The 17,296-nt window shown below is 74.0% G+C and carries 19 protein-coding genes; 8 read left to right on the plus strand and 11 right to left on the minus strand.

Annotated elements, in window-relative coordinates; all coding sequences use genetic code 11:
- Positions 1–19: 19 nt before the first annotated feature.
- Both AB0N29_RS16040 and AB0N29_RS16045 read left to right on the plus strand, forming a co-directional pair.
- Complete coding sequence (locus tag AB0N29_RS16040) at positions 20–1,255, plus strand: acetamidase/formamidase family protein (protein WP_364868225.1); 1,236 nt, start codon at positions 20–22, stop codon at positions 1,253–1,255.
- Between the two features lie 53 nt (positions 1,256–1,308).
- A complete protein-coding gene (locus tag AB0N29_RS16045; RefSeq protein WP_302267365.1) occupies positions 1,309–2,067 on the plus strand; it encodes an NUDIX hydrolase in 759 nt (252 codons plus the stop codon).
- A 9-nt stretch (positions 2,068–2,076) separates the two neighbouring features.
- On the opposite strand, the gene AB0N29_RS16050 is transcribed toward AB0N29_RS16045, so the two are convergent.
- Positions 2,077–2,586, minus strand: coding sequence for an EamA family transporter (locus AB0N29_RS16050; RefSeq protein ID WP_364868228.1), 510 nt, complete (start codon positions 2,584–2,586; stop codon positions 2,077–2,079).
- Positions 2,587–2,604: 18 nt separating this feature from the next.
- Positions 2,605–2,997, minus strand: a complete 393-nt coding sequence (locus tag AB0N29_RS16055; protein ID WP_364868230.1) for an EamA family transporter — start codon at positions 2,995–2,997, stop codon at positions 2,605–2,607.
- Between the two features lie 73 nt (positions 2,998–3,070).
- Here AB0N29_RS16055 and AB0N29_RS16060 point away from each other — a divergent pair, with 73 nt between their 5' ends.
- Positions 3,071–3,958: a LysR family transcriptional regulator gene (locus AB0N29_RS16060; RefSeq protein ID WP_364868232.1), complete on the plus strand. Its 888-nt coding sequence runs from the start codon at positions 3,071–3,073 to the stop codon at positions 3,956–3,958.
- Positions 3,959–4,005: 47 nt separating this feature from the next.
- Here the strand turns inward: AB0N29_RS16060 and AB0N29_RS16065 are convergent, their stop codons facing one another.
- The 7 genes from AB0N29_RS16065 to AB0N29_RS16095 form a co-directional block, all read right to left on the minus strand.
- Entirely contained in the window at positions 4,006–4,956 is a 951-nt protein-coding gene (locus AB0N29_RS16065) for a hypothetical protein (RefSeq protein ID WP_364868234.1), read from the minus strand.
- A gap of 67 nt (positions 4,957–5,023) precedes the next feature.
- The gene (locus AB0N29_RS16070) at positions 5,024–6,004 is read right to left on the minus strand and encodes a tetratricopeptide repeat protein (protein ID WP_364868236.1); all 981 of its coding nucleotides are present in this window, start codon (positions 6,002–6,004) and stop codon (positions 5,024–5,026) included.
- Positions 6,005–6,014: 10 nt separating this feature from the next.
- A complete protein-coding gene (locus AB0N29_RS16075) occupies positions 6,015–7,232 on the minus strand; it encodes an acetyl-CoA hydrolase/transferase C-terminal domain-containing protein (RefSeq protein WP_302267370.1) in 1,218 nt (405 codons plus the stop codon).
- 37 nt (positions 7,233–7,269) lie between these two features.
- Positions 7,270–7,791, minus strand: a complete 522-nt coding sequence (locus AB0N29_RS16080; RefSeq protein ID WP_302267371.1) for a PH domain-containing protein — start codon at positions 7,789–7,791, stop codon at positions 7,270–7,272.
- A 7-nt stretch (positions 7,792–7,798) separates the two neighbouring features.
- The gene (locus AB0N29_RS16085) at positions 7,799–7,960 is read right to left on the minus strand and encodes a hypothetical protein (RefSeq protein ID WP_302267372.1); all 162 of its coding nucleotides are present in this window, start codon (positions 7,958–7,960) and stop codon (positions 7,799–7,801) included.
- 102 nt (positions 7,961–8,062) lie between these two features.
- Entirely contained in the window at positions 8,063–9,052 is a 990-nt protein-coding gene (meaB, locus tag AB0N29_RS16090) for a methylmalonyl Co-A mutase-associated GTPase MeaB (RefSeq protein ID WP_364868239.1), read from the minus strand.
- On the minus strand, positions 9,052–10,242 hold the full coding sequence (locus tag AB0N29_RS16095) for an acetyl-CoA C-acetyltransferase (RefSeq protein WP_364868241.1): 1,191 nt from the start codon (positions 10,240–10,242) through the stop codon (positions 9,052–9,054). The genes meaB and AB0N29_RS16095 overlap by 1 nt, the downstream gene beginning before the upstream one ends.
- 164 nt (positions 10,243–10,406) lie before the next feature.
- Between AB0N29_RS16095 and mce the strand changes: the two genes are divergently transcribed.
- The 4 genes from mce (at position 10,407) to AB0N29_RS16115 (ending at position 14,899) form a co-directional block, all read left to right on the plus strand.
- Positions 10,407–10,868, plus strand: a complete 462-nt coding sequence (gene mce, locus AB0N29_RS16100; RefSeq protein WP_302267375.1) for a methylmalonyl-CoA epimerase — start codon at positions 10,407–10,409, stop codon at positions 10,866–10,868.
- Positions 10,869–10,988: 120 nt separating this feature from the next.
- Positions 10,989–12,338 (plus strand): crotonyl-CoA carboxylase/reductase, encoded by a 1,350-nt coding sequence (gene ccrA / locus AB0N29_RS16105; protein WP_364868244.1) that lies wholly within the window; start codon positions 10,989–10,991, stop codon positions 12,336–12,338.
- A gap of 138 nt (positions 12,339–12,476) precedes the next feature.
- Positions 12,477–13,727, plus strand: coding sequence for a hypothetical protein (locus AB0N29_RS16110; RefSeq protein WP_364868246.1), 1,251 nt, complete (start codon positions 12,477–12,479; stop codon positions 13,725–13,727).
- Complete coding sequence (locus tag AB0N29_RS16115) at positions 13,724–14,899, plus strand: AI-2E family transporter (protein ID WP_364868248.1); 1,176 nt, start codon at positions 13,724–13,726, stop codon at positions 14,897–14,899. The genes AB0N29_RS16110 and AB0N29_RS16115 overlap by 4 nt, the downstream gene beginning before the upstream one ends.
- A 13-nt stretch (positions 14,900–14,912) precedes the next feature.
- Here the strand turns inward: AB0N29_RS16115 and AB0N29_RS16120 are convergent, their stop codons facing one another.
- Positions 14,913–15,881, minus strand: a complete 969-nt coding sequence (locus AB0N29_RS16120) for an EamA family transporter (protein WP_302267379.1) — start codon at positions 15,879–15,881, stop codon at positions 14,913–14,915.
- A gap of 39 nt (positions 15,882–15,920) precedes the next feature.
- On the opposite strand from AB0N29_RS16120, the gene AB0N29_RS16125 reads away from it, so the two are divergent.
- A complete protein-coding gene (locus AB0N29_RS16125) occupies positions 15,921–16,460 on the plus strand; it encodes a CGNR zinc finger domain-containing protein (RefSeq protein ID WP_302267380.1) in 540 nt (179 codons plus the stop codon).
- Between the two features lie 28 nt (positions 16,461–16,488).
- On the opposite strand, the gene AB0N29_RS16130 is transcribed toward AB0N29_RS16125, so the two are convergent.
- On the minus strand, positions 16,489–17,292 hold the full coding sequence (locus AB0N29_RS16130; RefSeq protein WP_364868252.1) for an endo alpha-1,4 polygalactosaminidase: 804 nt from the start codon (positions 17,290–17,292) through the stop codon (positions 16,489–16,491).
- Positions 17,293–17,296 lie beyond the last annotated feature (4 nt).

Below are 17,296 nucleotides of genomic sequence, written 5' to 3' on the forward strand. Positions count from 1 at the left end.
GTCGGCCCTCGCCTCGGCCATGGCCCGGCGCGCCGTGCTGCGGGCGACCGCCGCCGGCGCGCTCGGCACCGGCGCCGCGCTGACCGGGGCCGCCGGCTCCGCGGCGTACGCCGCACCCACCAGCCGGGGCGTGACGATCCTGCAGCCGGGCCAGGGGAAGCTGCGGGGCCGCTACGTCCGCTCCCGCGCCGACGAGGTGTGGTGGGGGCACCTGCCCAACCGGACGGCCGAACCGGTCGCCGTGGTGGACTCCGGATCGGTCGTCACCATCGACACGATCTCGCACGAGGGCCTGCTGGAGGACCAGGGCCAGGACCCGCGGCAGTACTTCGAGAGCTTCGGGGTGCCCGAGAAGCACGTCCTCCGCGACGCGGTCGCCGTCGCCGCGCGCGCCGAGCACGCCGGCCCGGGGCCGCACGTGGTCACCGGCCCGATCGCGGTGCGGGGCGCCGAGCCCGGCGACGTGCTGAAGGTGGAGGTCCTCGCCCTGCCGCTGCGCGTCCCCTACGGCGTCATCTCCAACCGGCACGGCAAGGGCGCGCTTCCCGGGACCTACCCCGAGCGGTTCGTCGACGACCCGGCCAACGCGCCGTACGTCAACGAGGGCGGCAACATCAGCGTCTTCGCGTCCGTGCGCCGGACGACCGGGCACGGGCTCCGGGCCCGGCTCCCCGGAGACGTCCCGGTCGGCTTCGGCCTGGCGCCGTTCCTCGGGCTGATGGGGGTCGCCCGCGACACCGACGCGATGGTCGACTCCGTCCCGCCGACCGACGCCGGGGGCAACCTCGACATCAACGACCTGGTCGTGGGCTCGACGCTGTACCTGCCGGTGCAGGTGGCCGGCGCGCTCTTCTTCGCCGGCGACCCGCACATGGCGCAGGGCGACGGCGAGGTCGCGCTGACCGCGATGGAGGGGTCGCTGCGCGCGACGCTCCGGCTGACGGTGCTCCCGCGGGGCAGCCGAAAGGTGCCGCGGCAGGCGTTCGACCACCCGTTCGCCGAGACGCCCGACTTCTGGCTGCCGATCGGCCTCTCCGACGCCGACGGGCCCGAGGGCGGCACGAACGCCACCAGCCTGGACCTGGCCATGAAGGACGCCGTGCAGCAGGCCCTCGCGTTCCTGGTCGAGGAGAAGGGCATGGCCGGCCCGGTGGCCTACGCCTACCTGTCCGCGGCGACGGACTTCCAGGTCTCCCAGGTGGTCGACCGCACCACCGGCATCCACGCCCTGATCCGGAAGGCCGACTTCGGCTGAGGGGCCTGCGGGTGGCCGCCGCGCGGTCACCGGGTGGGTCCTAGGGTGATCCCGTGACCGACCAGCCGACGACCGTCACCACCGTCGCCGAGGGCGTCGCCCGCATCGCCTGGTCCGCCGGGGAGCCGGTCGACGTCGTACGCCGCGAGGTGGCGGCGGCCCTCGTCGGCCACGCTCGTGTGGAGGCCCTGGTCGACCCCGTCGACGAGGACGCCCAGCGCACCGCCACCTGGTCGGGCATGCGCCGCGAGGGGGTGATGCGCGGGGTGACCGTGGAGGGCAAGCCGGTCGACCGGATCGTCTACGCCCGGCTCGCGACCGACGTGCCCACCTCCGAGCCGGAGGGGTTCCGGGCCCTGCTCAACTCCTTCCTGCCGCGCAAGCGCGCCATCGGGCAGATGCTCCTGCGCGACCACGACGACCGCGTGCTGCTGTGCCAGCTGACCTACAAGCAGGACTGGGACCTGCCCGGCGGCGTCGTCGAGGTCGGCGAGTCGCCCCAGGTGGCCGTGGGCCGCGAGGTCGAGGAGGAGCTCGGCCTCCAGGTCCCCACCGGTCCCCTGCTGCTCACCGACTGGCTGCCGCCGTGGAGCGGCTGGGACGACGCGCTGTGCCTGGTCTTCGACGGTGGCGTCCACGACGCCTCGATCACCGACCGGATCGTCAAGCAGGCCCGCGAGATCCGCTCCGCGGAGTTCTGCACCCTCGAGGAGGCCGACCGGCTCTGCGCGGACTTCACCGCCCGCCGGCTGCGCTCGGCTGTCGCCAACCTCGGCGGGGGCCCGGCGTACACCGAGTCCGGGCGCGGCTGACGCTCCTTCTCACCGCCTCGTGCTGCTGAGCGCGCGCTCCGGCGCTCGCTGGGCATCACGAGGCGGGCGGGCTGCCGTCCGCGGCCGCCGCAGCGCAACCAGGACCCCGCCGACCAGCAGCAGGCCGCCGGCGCTCTCCGCGGCGTTCGGTGCCTGGCCCAGCAGCGCCCAGGCCGAGGCCGTCGCGACGACCGGTGCGAGCAGCACCCACGGGACCACCGCGGCCGAGGGGTTGCGGCCGAGCAGCGTGTTGAACACGCCGTACCCCACGAGCGAGGCCAGCCCGGCGGTGTAGACGGTCGAGACGGCGGCCTGCCAGCCGAAGGCGGCGAGCCCGTCCACGACCGCTGTCGGGCCGTCGACCAGCAGGGAGAGGGCCACGAGCGGCACCGGGACGACCACGGCCGACCAGACGGTCAGCCCGAGGCCGCCCGGCACGCCCGACGCGCGGGAGACGACGTTGCCGATGCCCCAGGAGAGGGCGCCGAGCAGGCAGAGCGCCAGCGCCGTGAGCGGCACGTGCCCGCCGCGCCCGACCTAGACCACCACCAGGCCGAGCGTCCCGAGCAGGACCCCGACGACCTGGGCGGTGGTCGGCCGCTCGCGCAGCACCCCGGCGGCGATCACGATCGTGAACACCACCTGCGCCTGGAGCACCAGGGCGGCGAGCCCCGGCGGCAGGCCGGCGGCCATCGCGACGTACAGGAAGCCGAACTGGCCCAGCGACATCGTCGCCCCGACCAGCGCCAGCGTGCGCCAGGACACCTGCGGGCGCCGCACGACCAGGACGGCCGGCACCAGCACGAGCAGGAACCGCACCGCGCAGAAGAGCAGGGGCGGGACGTCGCCCATGCCCCAGTCGATGACGACGAAGTTGAAGCCCCACACCGAGGCGACCAGGGCGGCGAGGAGGCTGTCGCGGCGGTTCACCGGACCAGTCTCGGCACTCGCGACCGTGAAGCACCAGCGATGTGTTGCTCCGGATTATCGGTACGGTCCCTTCATGATCGACCTCACCGCCCTCGCGTCGCTCCGCGCCGTCGCCACGCACGGCTCGGTCGTGGCGGCCGCCGACGCCCTCGGCTTCACCCCCAGCGCGGTCTCCCAGCAGGTCAAGCGGCTCGAGCGGCAGACGGGGGTGCCGCTGCTCGAGCGGGTGGGGCGCGGGGTGGTGCTGTCCCAGCACGGCCGGCACCTGGTCGAGGAGGGCGGCCGGCTGCTCGCCGACCTCGAGCAGCTCGAGGCGGGCCTCCACCGCGGCGCCGGCGCGGTGGCGGGGCGGCTGCGGATGACGGCGTTCTCGACCGCCGTGCGGGGGCTCGTCGCCCCGCGGCTGCGCGTGCTCATCGACGCCCACCCCGACCTGGAGGTGTCGCTGCACGAGTGCGAGCCCTGGGACTCGGTGGACCTGGTCTCCACCGGCCGCGCGGACCTCGGCGTCGTCCACCGCTGGGGCGACGTGCCCCTCGCGGTCCCCGACCACCTCGTGACGACGTCGGTCGCCACCGACGTCGCGGACGTCGTCGTGCACCGCGACCACCCCCTCGCCACGCGGGACGTCGTCACCCCGCACGACCTGCTGGAGGAGGACTGGGTCGCGACGCCGGAGGGGACGATCTGCCGCCAGTGGCTGCACCGGATGTACGACGGCACCGGCCGCTTGCCGAGGATCGCGCACCAGTCGATGGAGTTCGACTCCCACCTCGCGCTGGTCCGCGCGCGGCTCGGCATCGCCCTGGTCCCCCGCCTGGGCCGTCAGCCGCTCGGGACCGACCTCGTGGCCGTGCCGGCCGCGGAACCGGTCCCCACACGCGACGTCGTCGCCCTGCACCGGCGCAGCATGACCGACTCCCCCGCCGTCGCCGCGGTGCTCGCGGCGCTCCGCGACTGAGCCGGCTGACTCTCGTGCGTGGTCCTGACGTGGTGGGTGCGCCAGGATCACGCACCAGTGACCGGGCAGTCCTCGCAGGGGACGAGGCGACCCGGCCAGCCACCCCGCTGCAGCAGGGCAGCGACGGCAGCGGCCGTCCGGCACGCGTCGTCGAGGACCTGGGCGTGGCCGAGGCGGACCGTCCGCCGGTCCCGCCGTACCGCGACGTCGAGGTCCCGCTCCAGGTCCCGTCGACGGGCTGACGGCACGGCGTGCTGCCGCCCGTCCAGCTCCACCACCAGGCCCCACGCGGGGTGGTCGACATCGCGGTACGCCGTGCGGGCGCCGGCGGCGTCGCGCACCTGCCGGCTCCCGGCCGGCAGGCCGTGGCGTCGCTCGACCCGGTGGAGGTACTCCCGCTCGAGGACCGAGCAGGCGCCGAGGGCGAGGTCGTCGAGCAGCTCGAGCAGGAGCCCGCGCCGCCTCACCCGCGGCCTCGAGCGCACCTCGGCGGCCAGCCGCGCGGGTGTCGTGCGGCGCGTGTGGCACAGGTCTGCCAGCAGTGTGTAGGCGTCGGCAGCACTCGGGCACCGCAGCGCCTCCTCGATCGCCGCGTCCTCCAGCCGCAGCCGCGGCGGCGACGACAGCGGGTCGATCCGCGCCGCGAGACGCGTGGTCCGGTGGGCCACCACGCCGTCGACCGGTCGCACCGCCCGCCGAGCGTCCACGGCCACCTCGATCGGCGCCCGCCCCGGGGGGCCTGGCAGGGCGGAGCGGCGGGTCAGCGCCGCAGGCTCGTGGACCAGGACAGCGGTCCAGGCCCGCTGGTCCCGGGTCAGCGGCCCGGTGTGGTCCACGAAGACCCCCGGGTGCACGCGACTCAGCTCGCGGCGGCGCAGCATCCGCTCGAGGTCGTGCGGCCTGAAGCCCAGCCGTTCGAGCTGCCGCCGCGAGACCACGCCGTCCTGGACGAAGCGCAGCAGGTGCGCGAGTCCCGTCCGATCCGGTTCCGTCCCCACGGACGCCGATGCTGCCGCTGCCCGCCGGCGCGCGCCACCGCCGGAGACGGAGCCTGTGGAGCAGCGCTCAGAACAGCGCGGAGGCGAGCGCCTGGCGGCCGCGGACGACCCGCGGGTCGTCGTTGCCGACCGCGGCGAAGAGGCCGAGGAGGTGCTCGCGGGCGGCGTTCCGCTCGTCACCGGAGGTACGCCGCACCAGCTCGACGAGACGGGCGAAGGCGTCCTCGACGTGCCCGCCGAGCATGTCGAGGTCGGCGACCATCGTCTGGGCGTCGACGTCGTCTGGGTTCGCCGCACCGGCCGCGCGGGCCTCGTTGAGGTCGACTCCCTGAGTGCGCTGGAGCACCTTGGCCATCGCCAGCCCGGCGGCGGCCTCGGCGTCGGCCGGGTTGGCGTCGACGAGCTTCTGGTACTCCGCGACCGCCCGGTCGATGTCGCCCTCGCCCAGGGCGTCCTGCGCGGCGGCGTACCGCGGGTCGACCGGCGGCTCCTCCGCGCCGTCGTCGGGGCCGGCGACGGCGTGGAGCGGCTGGTGCCGGCCGGTCATGCCCTGCGCGGTGAGCTGCTGCATGACCTGGGTCAGCGCGGCGCGCAGCTCCTCGATCGGCACGGCGTCCTGCAGCAGCGGCGCGGGCCGGCCGTCGAGCACGGCGACCACGAGCGGGATCGAGGGGATCTGCATCGCCTGGGCGATCTGCGGGGCGGCGTCGATGTCGACCAGGCCGGCCAGGAAGCGGCCCTCGAACTCACCGGAGACGACCGCGAGGTCGTCGGCGAGCTGACCGCTCTCCGGCATCCGGGTGCGGGAGTAGAAGACCAGGAGGACCGGCGCCGTCATCGAGGACTCGATGACGGTCTGGAAGTTCTGCTCGGTCACGTCGACGGCGTACGACGAGCCGCCGGCCGCCGCGGTCGGGGCACCGCCGGTGGGCGCACCGGTGGCGGGCGCACCGGGTCCGCCCGGCCCGGCGGGAGGTGCGGACGGGGCGGGTCGCTTCAACGCCGAGAGGTCGATGGCGCCCGGGCGCGAGAACGGCTGCTGCGTCATGGGCGCAATCCTAGAGAGGACCCGCCAGCCCGAGCTCGACCGCCTCCTCGCGGAGCTCCTCGCGGACGCTCGGGTGCGCGGCGTGCTCGATCAGGCGACGGGCCTGCTCGCGCTGGTCGTGGCCGAAGACCTCCGCGACGCCCTGCTCGGTGACGACCGCGCTCATCTGGAACGACGTCACCGGCTCGTCGACCAGCGGCACGATCGTGGACACGTCCGCGCGCGGGTGCCACGAGCGCAGCGCGATGACGGCCTGCCCGCCGGGGCTGTGCAGCGCGCCGACGATGAAGTCGGTCTGGCCGCCGAACCCGGAGTGGATCCGCGCCCGGATCCGCGAGGCGTTCGCCTGGCCGAACAGGTCCACCTGCAGGGCGGTGTTGACGCTGACCATCGCCTGGTTGCGCGCGATCCGCCCGGGGTCGTTGGTGGTCTCGGTGCGCGCCATCGCGATCCGCCCGTTGCCGTCGACCCAGTCGATGAGCTCCTCGGAGCCGAAGAGGAACGAGGCGGTGATCGGCACCGTCTCGTCCAGCGCCCCGGCCCGCTCGAGGGCCAGCACCGAGTCGGAGAACATCTCGGTCCAGATCCGCAGGCCCCGGCGGCCCACCAGGCCGCGCATCGTCGCGTCCGGCACCGCGCCGATGCCCGCCTGCAGCGTCGCCCCGTCCCCCACCCGCTCGGCGACCAGGGCGCCGATCCGCGCGGAGTCCTCGTCGATGGGCAGCACCGGAGCGTGCACCAGCGGCTCGTCGGCCTCCACCATCACGTCGACGAGCGACTCGTCGAGCTCGGCGTCGCCGTAGGTCCACGGCAGGTGGTCGTTGACCTGCGCGACGACCAGCCCGCCGCGCGCCCGCGCCGCCTCGATGGCGGCGGGCAGCACGTTGACCTCGGTGCCGAGGGAGACCCTGCCGCCGCGCGGCCGCGTGGTGTGCACCAGCACGAGGTCCGGCGGCATCGCGCCGGCGAACAGCGTCGGCACCATCGAGAGGCGTGAGGGCACGTAGCTCAACCGCGGGCTGCGCCGCTGGCCCGGCCCCACGAACGACGACTCGAGCACGACGCCGTCCCGGTCGGGCAGGCCCGGCTGGCCGTTGAGCGCCCACAGCCGGTACGCCGGCAGCGCGGCGTCGAGCAGGCGCAGGGTGTGCCACGGCGTCGCGTGGTTGCCGCTGACGACGACGCGGGGGTTCTCGGGCAGGCGGCGCAGAGCGGTCGTGAGGTCCACGTGCCCCATCCCAGCAGACGGCCGGGAGCCCCGGGGGTCAGCCCACGCGCGGGCCGCGGAGCCCCGAGCGCTGCACGACCCGCTGGATCGCGAGGTCGCGCTGCACCGGCCGCCCGACGTACCGGATGTCGCGCAGGCCCTGGTCCTGCGCCGCGGACTCGAAGCAGAAGTGGCCGAAGCCGAGGATCCGCCCGTGCAGCGGCCGCACGACGGTGATGTCGAGGATCCGGTGCAGCGGCATGGTGGCGAGCTTGGTCGAGAGCACCCCGTGCACCCGGAAGACCCGCATGTTGGTGATCACGAACCGGTCGCGGTGCTCGCGCAGGGCACCCCAGCCGGCGTGGAGGGAGAGGCCGAGGGCGAGCAGCAGCGCGAACCCGGCGAGGTCGATGTGGATGACCGGCACGAAGGCGAGCACGGCGACCGCGAGCAGCCCCTCGAGCATCGGGACGGTGTAGGCGGCCCAGTGGTGGCGCACCTCGTCGACGATGACCTCGCCCTCCTCGCGCAGGAGGTGGCGGCCGATGTCGGGCCCGCCGAGCGGCCGGGGCTGGTGCACCGTCGGCTCAGAGCTCGTCGACGAAGCGGATCACGGCGTCGAACAGGTTCCCGGTCCAGTCGACCAGCTGCCCACCGAGCGACCCGCCGGCGTCGGCGAGGCCGCTGGGGTCGGTGAACATCCAGAAGCCCAGGAAGACGACGACCAGGACCAGCACCAGCTTCTGCATCTGCGTTCCACCTAAAGACGACCGAGTCAGGACATGGCTCGGCGCGATCCTCCCCGACCCCCGCGCGACGGCGGAGGAGGCGCGCCGGTCACGAGCCGCGGGTCACGCGTGCTGCGGCGAGGCGCCGGCCTGCTGGAGCAGCCGGTCGGCGGCCGCCCACGGGTCGGTCTCCCCCGCGGCCACGGCGGCGGCGAGCTCGTCGAGCCCGGCGCGGCCGGCCCGTCCGCCCAGGCCCGCCCAGGTGCGGCGCATCGAGGCCAGGGCGATCGCCTCGACCTCGGCCCGCGCCCGGCGCGTACGACGCTGCTGCAGCTCGCCGGTCTCCCGCAGCCAGGCGTGGTGCCGCTCGATCTCCACGACGAGCTCGGTCAGCCCCTCGCCGGCCTGGGCGACCGTCTTGACGATCGGCGGCGCCCACCCGTCATCCGGCCGGTCCGCGAGGGCGACCATCGAGCGCAGGTCGCGCCGCACCTGGTCGGCCCCGTCGCGGTCGGCCTTGTTCACGACGTACACGTCGCCGACCTCGAGGATCCCGGCCTTGGCGGCCTGGATGCCGTCGCCCATCCCCGGTGCGAGCAGGACGAGCGTGGTGTCGGCGAGGCCGGCGACCTCGACCTCGCTCTGCCCGACGCCGACGGTCTCGACCACGACCACGTCGCAGCCGGCGGCGTCGAGCACCCGCACCGCCTGCGGGGTCGACCAGGCGAGACCGCCGAGGTGGCCGCGCGAGGCCATCGACCGGATGTAGACGTCCTTGTCACCGGCGTGGTCCTGCATCCGGATCCGATCGCCGAGCAGCGCCCCGCCGGAGAACGGCGAGGACGGGTCCACGGCCAGGATCCCGACCCGCTTGCCCGCCGAGCGCAGCTCGCGCACGAGGGCGTTGGTCGTCGTCGACTTGCCGACGCCGGGCGCGCCGGTGAGGCCGAGCACCTGCGCCCGGCCGGTGTGCGGCGCGAGCGCCGCCGTGACCTCGCGCAGGCGCGGGGACTCGTCCTCGACGAGGGAGATCAGGCGTGCGACGGCCCGGGCCTCGCCGGCGCGTGCGCGCTCGACGAGGCCCGGGACGTCCGCCTCGGTGCGAGGTGGCACTACTTCCTCGGGACTCGCACGATCAGCGCGTCGCCCTGGCCACCGCCACCACAGAGGGCGGCCGCGCCGACGCCGCCGCCGCGACGCTGGAGCTCCAGGGCCAGGTGCAGCACGACGCGGGTCCCGGACATGCCGACCGGGTGGCCCAGCGCGATCGCGCCGCCGTTGACGTTGACCTTGGCGTCGTCGAGGCCGAGCTCGCGGGCCGAGGAGATCCCGACCGCGGCGAACGCCTCGTTGAACTCGACCAGGTCGAGGGAGGCGGGGTCGATGCCCTCCTTCTCGCACGCCTTCGCGGTCGCGGCCGCCGGCTGCAGCTGCAGGGTGGAGTCGGGGCCGGCAACCTGGCCGTGGGCACCGATCTCGGCGAGCCACTCCAGGCCGAGCTCCTCGGCCTTGGCCTTGCTCATCACGACGACCGCGGCGGCACCGTCGGAGATCTGCGAGGAGGAGCCGGCCGTGATGGTGCCCTCCTTGGAGAACGCCGCGCGCAGCTTGCCCAGCGACTCGGCGGTGGTCTCTCCGCGGACGCCCTCGTCGGTGCTGACGACGACCGGGTCGCCCTTGCGCTGCGGGATGGGGACCGGCACGACCTCGGCGTCGAAGACGCCGTTCTTCCAGGCGGTCGCGGCCTTCTGGTGCGACTGCGCCGCGAACTCGTCCTGCTCGGCCCGCGTCAGGTTGGCGCTCGCGGCGTTGCACTCCTCGGTCAGCAGGCCCATGGCCTGGGAGGTGAACTGGTCGAACAGCGCGTCGTAGGCCATCGAGTCGACCAGCTTGACGTCGCCGAACTTGATGCCCTCGCGGGACTTGGGCAGGAAGTGCGGGGCGTTGGTCATCGACTCCATGCCGCCGGCCACGATGATCTCGGCCTCGCCGGCACGGATCAGCTGGTCAGCCATCGCGATGGCGTTGAGGCCCGAGAGGCACACCTTGTTGATGGTGATCGACGGGACGCGCATCGGGATGCCGCCGTTGACCGCCGCCATGCGGGCGGGGTTCTGGCCGGCGCCGGCCTGGATGACCTGGCCCATGATCACGTACTCGACCTGCTCGCCGGAGACCCCGGCCTTCTCCAGCGCGCCCTTGATCGCGTGGCCGCCGAGGTCCGGGGCCGAGAGGCTCTTGAGGCCGCCGGACAGGCGGCCGATCGGGGTGCGCGCTCCGGCGACGATGACGGTTCCGGACATGGTGCTCCTCCAGCATGGGGACGGCGGCGCCGCGCTCGGCGACGCCCGTTCCGGCGGACACTACCCACGCGTAGGAACCGCCGGAAGACCGTCTCGGACGGGGCCGCGTGAGGCACTCGTCACAAGGGGTCGCGGCCCCTGGTGGGCTCCGCGAGCATGACGGCATGACCGACTCCAGCACCCCGCTCGAGATCCCCGAGCACCTGTTCACCGCCATCGACCACGTCGGCATCGCCGTCCGTGACCTCGACGAGGCGATCGCGTTCTACGAGCGCACCTTCGGGATGCGCCTGGCCCACCAGGAGACCAACGAGGAGCAGGGCGTGCGCGAGGCGATGATCGCCGTCGGCGACTCGGGCTCCCACATCCAGCTCCTCGCGCCGCTGGACGAGAGCTCGACGATCGCGAAGTTCCTCGAGCGCTCCGGCCCGGGCGTGCAGCAGATGGCCTACCGCGTCACCGACGTCGACGCCGTAAGCGCCATCCTGCGCGAGCGCGGCGTCCGCCTGCTGTACGACGCACCGCGCCGCGGCACCTCGGACTCCCGGATCAACTTCATCCACCCCAAGGACGCCGGCGGCGTGCTCGTCGAGCTCGTGGAGCCGGCCGCCGGCGCGGCCCACTGAGCGAGCTCGCAGCACTGTGGTTGAGACGTCCCTCACCAACCCCTAGGCGCGAAGGTTACCGATCGGTATCTTCGCCGCACCCGTCCGCAGCCCCGCCCTTCCCCTGAGGAGACCGCACCCGTGCAGAACATCCTGGACGCCATCAGTGCCGGCCAGACCGGTGACGCCACCAGCGAGGACTTCGCGAACCTGCAGCTGCCCGAGTCCTACCGCGCCGCGACGGTGCACAAGGACGAGGTCGACATGTTCGAGGGTCTCGCGTCCCGCGACAAGGACCCCCGCAAGTCCCTGCACGTCGAGGAGGTCGCCCTCCCCGAGCTCGGCCCCGGCGAGGCCCTGGTGGCCGTGATGGCCTCGGCGATCAACTACAACACCGTGTGGACCTCGATCTTCGAGCCGGTCTCCACCTTCGGGTTCCTCGAGCGCTACGGGCGGGTCTCGGAGCTGACCAAGCGCCACGACCTGCCCTACCACGTGGTCGGCTCCGACCTGGCCGGCGTCGTGCTCAAGACCGGCCCCGGCGTCACCGCGTGGAAGCCCGGCGCCGAGGTCGTCGCGCACTGCCTGTCGGTCGAGCTGGAGGACCCGGCCGGCCACGACGACTCGATGATGGACCCGCAGCAGCGGATCTGGGGCTTCGAGACGAACTTCGGCGGCCTGGCGCACATCGCCCTGGTCAAGTCCAACCAGCTGCTCGCCAAGCCCGCCCACCTGACGTGGGAGGAGGCCGCCTCGCCCGGTCTCGTCAACGCCACGGCGTACCGGCAGCTGGTCTCGAAGAACGCCGGGCAGATGAAGCAGGGCGACAACGTCCTCATCTGGGGCGCCTCCGGCGGTCTCGGTGGCTTCGCGACGCAGTACGCCCTCAACGGCGGCGCCAACCCGATCTGCGTGGTCTCGAACGAGGAGAAGGCCAAGATCGTCCGCTCGATGGGCGCGGAGATGGTCATCAACCGCTCCGAGGAGAACTGGCAGTTCTGGAACGAGGACAACACCCGGCAGAACCCCAAGGAGTGGCAGCGCCTCGGCAAGCGGATCCGTGAGCTCACCGGCGGCGAGGACATCGACATCGTCTTCGAGCACCCGGGCCGCGAGACCTTCGGCGCATCCGTCTACGTCACCCGCAAGGGCGGCACCATCACCACCTGCGCCTCGACCACGGGCTTCATGCACGAGTACGACAACCGCTACCTGTGGATGAACCTCAAGCGGATCGTCTCCAGCCACTTCGCCAACTACCGCGAGGCGTACGAGGCCAACCGCCTCATCGCCCAGGGCAAGATCCACCCCACCCTGTCGAAGACCTACAACCTCGAGGACGTCGGCCAGGCCGCGCTCGACGTCCACCACAACACCCACCAGGGCAAGGTCGGCGTGCTCTGCCTCGCACCGGAGGAGGGTCTCGGCGTCCGCGACACCGAGATGCGCGCGAAGCACGAGACCGAGATCAACCGGTTCCGAGGGGTCTGAGACCCCCTCCGGAGCCCCCTTCCTGAAGCCGTTCACCCCGGCACCGGCGCGTCCGGTGCCGGGGTGCGGCGTCTCAGGTGGATCGTGGAAGATGGGGGCTCGGCCGTCACCACCGCGATCGACCAGAGGATGAAGCTGATGAGCGACCAGGGTCTGTCCATCTTCAACAACGACCCGGAGCGCAAGCCCGCCGACGTGGAAACGACGGACGAGACCACCCAGGTGATGCCGGTGGTCCCGGCGGACGACGCGGCCGCCTCGCGGCCCACGCCGCCGGCACCCCAGGCGGCCCAGGCTCCCCAGCCCGGCCAGCCGGCCGGCCAGCGGACCCAGCAGCGCCCCGCCGTGACGCGGGCCCCGGCGGGCCGCCCGGCGACGCCGCCGCCCGCCCCCGTCGCCGCCGACTTCCCGGTCGTGCGGCGCGGCGGCTACGACCGCGACGCCGTCGACCAGCGCTTCCGCGGCCTGCTCGCCGACCAGGCCGAGCTGACCTCCCGGATCGCTGAGACCGAGCGCCGCGCCACCGACCTCGAGGCCCAGCTCGTCGCGGCCCGCGAGGAGCTGCGCGAGTACGAGCAGCCGTCGTACGCCGGCCTGGGCGGCCGCGCCTCCGCGATGCTCCGGCTCGCCGAGGAGGAGGCCGACGAGATCCGCGCGGTCGCGAGCCGCGACGCCACCGACATCCTCGAGCAGGCCAACCGCGACGCCAAGGCGATCCGCGCCGACGCCTCCCGCGAGGCCGAGGACATGCGCATGGTCCAGCTCAAGGAGCTCGACGAGATGCGCAGCCGCTCGATCGCCGACGCCGAGCAGGAGCGCGCGCTCGCGCGCGGCGAGGCCGAGGACCTGCTCGCGTCCGCCCGCCGGGAGGCCGACCAGCTGCGCCTGGCGGCCACCCAGGAGACCACCGAGATGCGCACCTCGGCCCAGCGCGAGGTCGAGCAGGCCCGCGCCGCCGCCGACCGGGAGGTCCAGGAGGCCCGCCGCGCCCTCGCGGTGGAGAAGGAGCGCCTCGCCCGCGAGGCCACCGACCACCACAACAACGCGACCGCGGAGACCCGACGACTCGTCGAGGAGGCCGAGGCCCGCGCCGCGGCCGCCGAGGAGCGGGCCCGCCAGGCGACGCAGCAGGCCTCCGAGCACCGGGCGACCGCCCAGTCGGAGTCCGAGGCCCTGCTCGCCCGGGTCCGCCGCGAGGCCGAGCAGATCGTCGCCTCGGCCCGCACCCAGGCCGAGTCGATCACCTCGACCGGGCACGCCGAGGCCGAGCGCGAGGCCGCTGCCGTGCGCGCCGAGCTCGACCGCCTGACCAAGCGCCGGGACGCGATCGTCGCCCAGCTGGCCTCCCTGCGGGACGTCGTCGCCGGGTTCGGCGAGGACCAGTCGTGACCCCAGGCCCCCAGGGGGTCACCGAGGAGGATGACGAGCGGGCCGCGCTGCGGGTCGACGAGCCGGAGGGGCCGCCGCCCGCGGCGCCCGCTGGCCACGCGGCTGACCAGGACGAGGCCTACCTCGGCGAGCTCGGCGCGCCGCTGCGCCGCTCCCCGTTCGTCGTCGGCTTCTTCGGCGGGCTCGGCGTCTTCATCGCCTGGTGGCTCGGCGACCTCGTCGTCTCCATCGGACCGACGCTGATCCTCGTCGTCGTCTCGATGTTCCTCGCGGCCGGCCTGGACCCGGCGGTGCGGTTCTTCGAGAGCCGCGCCGGCCTGCGCCGCTCCTGGGCCGTGCTCGTGGTGATCATCGGCGTCATCGCCGCACTGTCGCTCTTCGTCGTCGCGATCGTGCCGGTGATCAGCGACCAGGTCGCCTCCCTGAGCAGGAACGCCCCCGACTGGCTCGACAGCCTGCAGGAGAACAGGCGGGTCCAGGAGCTCGACGAGAAGTACGGCGTGATCGACAAGGTCCGCGAGTACGTCGCCGCCGGCGACTACGCCAGCGGCATCTTCGGCGGCGTCCTCGGCGTCGGCCTGGCGGTGCTCTCCGCGCTCGCCAACACCTTCATCGTCACGGTCCTGACGCTCTACTTCCTCTCCTCGCTCAAGACCACGAAGGGCGCTCTCTACCGCCTGGCCCCCGCCTCGCGCCGCGAGCGGGTCACGCGGCTCGGCGACCGTGTCATCGAGGGCGTCGGCGGCTACGTCTCCGGTGCCTTCATCGTCGCCCTCTGCGCCGGCCTGTCCTCGCTGGTCTTCCTGTTCGTCGTCGGGCTGGGCGAGTACGCCGTGGCGCTGGCCTTCGTCGTGGCCCTGCTCGACGTCATCCCGATGATCGGCGCGACCATCGGCGCGGTGCTCGTGACCGCCATCGGCTTCGCCACCGAGCCCAAGATCGGCATCGCCTGCGCGATCTTCTACCTCATCTACCAGCAGGCCGAGAACTACCTGATCTACCCGCGCGTGATGTCGCGGGCGGTCGACGTCCCCGGTGCGGTCACCGTGATCGCGGCGCTGGTGGGGGCCGCGCTCCTCGGCGTCGTGGGCGCCCTGCTCGCGATCCCGACCGCCGCCGCCATCCTGATGCTGACCCGCGAGGTCGTCGTCCGGCGGCAGGACGCCCGCTAGGCCGGTCCCCCGGTCACGCGGGGGTGGGCTCGGCGCGGACGGTCTGCCGCTCCCCCAGCTTGACCCCCACGACGCCGGCGAGGACGAGCAGTCCGCCGACGAGCTGCACGGGACGCGGGAGCTGGTCGAGCAGCAGCCAGGCGAAGAGCACGCCCGCGACCACCTCGAGCAGCGCCACGAACGACGCCAGCCGCGAGCCGAGGCGCCGGCCCGCGGCGATGCCGGTGCAGTAGGCCACCGCCGCGGTGACGACGCCCAGCAGCAGCAGCGGCGCCCACCAGGCCACCTCGCTGTCGGCGTAGGTGACCACGTCGGTGCTGGCCCGCATGGGCAGCACGCCGACGAGCCCCAGGACGCCGAGCACGAGGGTGCCGACGACGAGGCCGCCGGCCGCGAGCGCCAGCGGCGGCAGGCCGGTCGAGGCGTCCGCGGAGATGAGGAAGTACGACGCCGCGCCGACCATCGCCGCCAGTGACCACGCCACGCCGACCGGGCTGAGGTCGGCGCCCGAGAGCAGGTCCAGGACGAGCACCAGCCCGAGGGCGGCGACGCCCGCGCCGGCCAGCGTGAGCGGACCGGGCCGCTGCCCATGCCGCAACCAGAGCCACACGACCACCGCGGCGGGCGCGGTGTACTCGATCAGCAGGGCCGGCCCGACCTGCATGTGCTGGACGGCCGAGAAGTAGCAGAACTGCGCCCCCGCGACGGCCAGCGCGCCGTACAGCACGATCGTGGCGGCGTTGCGGCGCAGCACCTCCCAGCGCCCCTCGAGCGCCCACAGCCCCAGCGGGAGGACGACGAGCGCGGCCACGCCCACGCGGACCAGGACCGTGGCCCCCGCGGACCAGCCGGCGTCGAGCAGCCCGCTCGCCAGCGCGCCAGAGAGTCCGAAGCTCAGCGCCGAGACCACCGCGAACGACAGGCCGCCGGCCAGCCGGGTGCCGCTCGCGACGAGGGGCGTGTCATTGGTCAAAGCGCTCATGACCCATGACGCTACGTGCGCCGCTGGTAATCTGTCAACGTGGTTTTCGCTCATGACACCGAGACCTCGCTGATCGCGGCGGTCACCCTCGTCAACACCGCCGAGCCGCCGGACACGCTGGAGACCGTGGCCGAGCTCGACGCGTTCTACGAGCGGTTCGAGTACACCGGTCGGCACGAGCGCACCCGTGCCGAGCTGGAACAGGTCCGGGCCCTGCGGCCGACGCTGCGCGAGCTGCTCACCGCCGACCGGGACACCGCCGCCGACCTGGTCAACTCGATGCTGGCCGACGCGCGTGCCCTCCCCCGGCTCGTGCGCCACGACCGGTTCGACTGGCACCTGCACGCGATCACCTCGGACGCACCACTGGTCGCCCGGATCACCGTCGAGACCGCGATGGCGATGGTCGACGTCATCCGCGCCGACGACCTGGGCCGGCTCGGCGTCTGCGCCGACGACGGGTGCGGCGGGCTCGTGCTGGACCTCTCGCGCAACCGCTCGCGCCGCTTCTGCTCGACCGCGTGCGGCAACCGCAACGCCGTGGCGGCCTACCGCGCCCGCCAGGCCGCCGACGGCTGACCGCGGGACCCGGCGACGACGGCCGGGGTCAGCAGAAGCGCCGGACGCCCTTCGGGCTCACGTTGAGGTCGCGGAGCACCATCGGGAGCCGGTCGCCCCACTGGCGGCAGCCGCGGCGGAAGTCCTGGCGGCGGTACTCGACCGCCACGACCCGCCGGCCGTACGCCGCGACGTACGCGCCGCACTCGCGGTAGCGCGAGCACTCCTCCGCCACGGCGAAGTCGAAGCCGATCCGGCTCCCGTCGAGGCCGGCCAGGTTCTTCTGCCCGACCGCGAGGCCGGCCTCGTGCGCCTCGGCGACCACCAGGCGCGCGTAGGCGAGCGCCTGCCGCCGGCTCAGCAGGCCGCCGCTGCGGGTGAAGGAGTCGAGGTTGTCGTACTCGACCGCCTCGTAGCCGTCCGCAGCGCACCGGTCCACCCAGCGGCCGACGATCCGCGCGAGCGCCGCGCGCTTGGCCCCGGTCCGCAGGTCCAGCAGCCACTCGCCCCAGGCCTCGTCGACGACCGGCTCGCCCTTCGAGCGGAGCACGAGGTGCATCCGCTTCTTCCACGACCGGTGCTCGTCGGGCTGAGTCTGGAAGGCGTTGACGTAGCAGACGTCGTAGCGCCCGGCGGGCTCGGCACGGCGGTCGCGCACCACGATCCCCACGCGCGCGGGGACCGGTCGTGCCCCGCCGAGCTGGTAGTCGGCGTCCGTGCCGACCGGGAGCGGGGCGATGTCCGGAGCCGCCTCCGGGGACGGGGCGGGAGCCGGGTCGGGAGCCGCCGCGGCCGGGCCGGTCAGGAGGGCGAGCCCGAGCGCGAGGGCGAGCAGCCGCAGGAGGATCGTCACGGCC

Source organism: Nocardioides sp. NPDC092400 (genome assembly GCF_040684155.1).
In the GTDB taxonomy this organism is placed as follows: Bacteria; Actinomycetota; Actinomycetes; order Propionibacteriales; family Nocardioidaceae; genus Nocardioides.